Annotated in this window: 2 protein-coding genes; one reads left to right on the forward strand and one right to left on the reverse strand. The window is 36.0% G+C overall.

Annotation, left to right across the window (positions count from 1 at the left end; genetic code table 11):
• The coding region (locus ACOVO2_RS08915; protein ID WP_421769623.1) for a TonB-dependent receptor domain-containing protein at positions 1-2,063 on the forward strand (2,063 nt) is incomplete at its 5' end.
• 76 nt (positions 2,064-2,139) lie between these two features.
• Here the strand turns inward: ACOVO2_RS08915 and ACOVO2_RS08920 are convergent.
• Positions 2,140-3,744, reverse strand: a complete 1,605-nt coding sequence (locus ACOVO2_RS08920) for an AAA family ATPase (protein ID WP_421769624.1) — start codon at positions 3,742-3,744, stop codon at positions 2,140-2,142.
• Positions 3,745-3,887 lie beyond the last annotated feature (143 nt).

A 3,887-nucleotide genomic window follows, 5' to 3' on the forward strand; every position in this document is an offset into this window, starting at 1 on the left:
TAAAAGCCCAAAAACCACTCGTAGAAGTGCTTGCCGATAAAACGGTTTTCAATGTACAAGGCTCGCTGAGTGCTACAGGAACGACTGGTCTGGAATTACTACGAAAATCGCCAGGTGTGGTGCTTGATAACAACGAAAACGTCATACTCGAAGGTAAAACTGGTGTCAGGATTTTTATTGATGGCAAACCATCTATCTTGCAAGGGCAAGACCTCACTCAGTATCTGAAATCACTGCAAGCATCTGATATTGAGGCTATTGAGATAATTACACAACCTTCAGCACGCTACGATGCGGCAGGCAATGCGGGTATCATAAACATCAGACTAAAAAAAGATAAACGTTTTGGCACTAACGGTTCGGTAGCTATCGGTTATGGCTACGGACAATACGGCAAAACGAATGCTTCGGTTTCGTTCAATCATCGTACTCGTAAAACAAATATTTTCGGAACATACAGCAATCGTCTCGGCAAAAATTGGTCTTATCTCAATTTCTACCGTGAGCAAGTAAATACGATTTTCGACCAAAAAGCCGAAACCATCAACGATAATCAGAGCAATAATATCAAGCTGGGACTCGATTATTTTGTATCTAAAAATAGTACATTAGGCGTTATTCTGAATAGTAATCTCAATTCAAACGATAATTCAACGTTTAGCCGAACTCCGATATTTCCAGAAAATAGCACTATTCCATCGCAGGTTTTAGTAGCCAATAATAGCAATAATTCTAACAGCCGTAATTTGTATCTAAACAGCAACTACCGATTTGCCGACACACTCGGGCACGTTCTGAATATTGATTTTGACTTTGGTACTTACAGCAATCGTCGCCAGAGTAATCAGCCCAATATCTATAAAAATAGCGACGAAACACAAGAGATTTTTTCAAGAACATTCAAGATGAATACTCCAACCGATATCGGGATTTTATCGACCAAGGTTGATTACGAACAGAATTTCTTGAAAGGTAAATTAGGATTTGGGGTTAAGTTATCGGTAGTAAAAACAGATAATACCTTTGATTTTTTTGATGTAGTTGATAGCAAAGATATTTTTAACCAAAATCGGTCGAATAATTTTGTCTATACCGAACGCATCAATGCAGCATACATCAACTACAATAAGAGCATCAAAAAAGTGGACTTGCAGTTGGGGTTGAGAGCTGAACAGACTATCTCGGATGGAAATCTGACGAGCCAACAAAACAATGCTGATTCGAGAGTAAAAAGAAACTACACAAACTTGTTTCCGAGCGGGGGCATCACCTACAAAGCCAATACTAATAATTCTTGGGGTTTGACTTACAGCCGCCGAATCGAACGCCCAACGTATCAGTCGCTAAACCCTTTTGAGTGGCAACTCGACGAGCTAACCTACCAAAAAGGTAATGCTTTCTTACAGCCACAATACGTTGATAATCTGAAACTTTCACACACCTACAAATACACCCTCACGACCTCGTTGAGCTACAGTTTCGTGCGAGATTTCTTTGCACAAATAACCGATACGACGGGTTATAATCGTAACTTTTTGATGGAACGTAACATCGCCAATCAGCAGGTCATTAATCTTGGTATCTCGTATCCTTTTCAAGCAACAAAATGGTGGAATGTCTATTTGAGTATTGATGCTTATCACACAAATTTCAAGTCGGATGAAAAGAAATTTATGGATATTCGAGCGAATGTATTGAGTTTTTATGGCCAAAATACCTTCAGTTTGCCTCGTAAATGGAATTTTGAGGTTTCGGGCTGGTACAGTTCGCCAGGTATTTGGGGCGGAACGTACGTCACTCGTAGTCAGGGTTCTTTAGATTTAGCTCTACAAAAACGAATTCTGAAAGAGAAAGTTTCATTCAGATTAGCCATGAGCGATGTGTTCTTTACTTCTCCGTGGCGAGGAAGCACCCAATTCGGAGGTCTAAAAATAGTTGGTTCGGGTGGCTGGGAAAGCCGAATGGTTCGGGTAAATCTCAGTTATAATTTTGGTAATAAGCAAGTAAAATCTGCCAGACAACGCCAAACAAGTCTCGAAGACGAAAAGAGTAGGATTAATTGATTTAAGTTTCAAATCAGGCGATTTGCAGATTCATAAGCGAGTTACGTAAAAGGTCGAGCAATAAATTCGACCTTTTTTACTTTATAATATCTTGTATTTTTTCTCTAAACCATTTTGTCTGACTTAAATCAATTTTCGATAGATTTTGACGTTCGAGTATTGTCTTACCATATTCTTTGGCAGGAAAGACTTTGTAAAACGTCTCAAAATCATCCGAACGTAGTAATTCTACAATTGTTTTGCCATTCTCAATAAAAGATTGCTTTTCTTTTTCTAAAGTACTTTCATTAAAAAAAGGATAACCTCTTCGGGCTAAATCAATACCATATAGAATTGTATCTTTCTTTTCATTTTTTATCTCTCTGATTTTTTGAACGTACACTTCCTTATCAAAATCTTTCTTTTTCTTCAGATAATATTCTTCTAAATTATCAGGATGATAAAAATAGTTTTCAATACTATAATAATTCAAAATTCGTAAATTTTTATATTGATGCTTGATTTGCTCGATGTCAATATCGGTCAAGTAATCTCTATCAACTAGGCCAAATACTTCGTTGTTCTTTGCTTTAAAGAATACATCTTTTTTGTCAATTGCATTAATAAATAGGGTATCTTTAAATTCCAAACTATTATAAAATGGAGTGTCTGTGTTTTCCGCAAAAAAGATTTTACTTCCTTTGAAGGCCTTACGCATAAAATCTTTACTTACAGCAATCTCAAAAACCTCAAAATTATTTTTAGGTTGTGGATACAGCACCTGAGGAGTATCAAAGTCTAAATCATCAAAGTCAATAATTGCTCCGTGAGCCGACTCATTGGCGTAGTCGATAAAACCAAGCGAATGACTGGCCGTCCATAATTGGCAGTTTTCGGGAATCCAGTTTTCAGTAATTTCTTTTAACAAATTATATTGCAACTGTGTGTTCAAGTGCAAATCTAATTCATCCATGAAATAGATAGTATTTTGGTATAAATCTTTTCTACTTAATAAATTGAATAAAGTATTAAAAATTTCTTTTTCACCATTACTCAATAAGTCATAATGAATTATTGAGTTTCCTTTTTTAAATAAAATCTCGGCCGTTTTGCCATCAACTGGTGGAGTAAAAGAATAAAACTCCAAAACAGTTTTGTCTGAATGCTCGCTAAATATACGTTTAAAGGCTTTATTTATCGGATTGATATAATTATTGATAATTTCTGAGCGACTACGACCATCACCCTTAAATAAATCATCAATCATCAACTTAACTATATGCTCAATATCATTTTCAAACCTTTCATCTCTTTCAATATACAACCTTGGTCTATCAGTGTCATTTTCAAAGTCAAATTTAGTTTGACCAAACGAGGTACGGGTAAGTCGAGGAACTTGTTTTAAGCTACTTCGCCCATAAAATGATGTATTTGTTGTTCGATTTCCTTCTATATCAGCAAATTGAGCATCAATTTTAAACTCTTTCTCACCCTTCTCAAAATAGTTATTGGTCTGAGGTAAAAGTCCCTTACCTTTCTTATTTGTTGCCATCACTTCAAAAGCATCAAAAACCGAAGATTTCCCCGAGCCATTTCCTCCAATCAATAATACTAATTTTGGTGGAGTTGATAACTCGGTTAAATCTATTATTAAATCTGAAAACCTTTTAAAATTTTCTAAATGAAGCCATGAAATGTGCATAATTACTTATCTTTTTCTTACAAATCTAATCAAAATCCATCAAAACCCTATCCTACCCTTTGGTTTTCGGCGGTCGCCTTTTTCGAGATAATCTCGCATATCGGCCAGTTCTTTTTCAAATCCGCCCGATAAAATCGGGAATC

It is taken from the genome of Emticicia sp. (assembly GCF_049241225.1).
Classification (GTDB): Bacteria; Bacteroidota; Bacteroidia; order Cytophagales; family Spirosomataceae; genus Emticicia.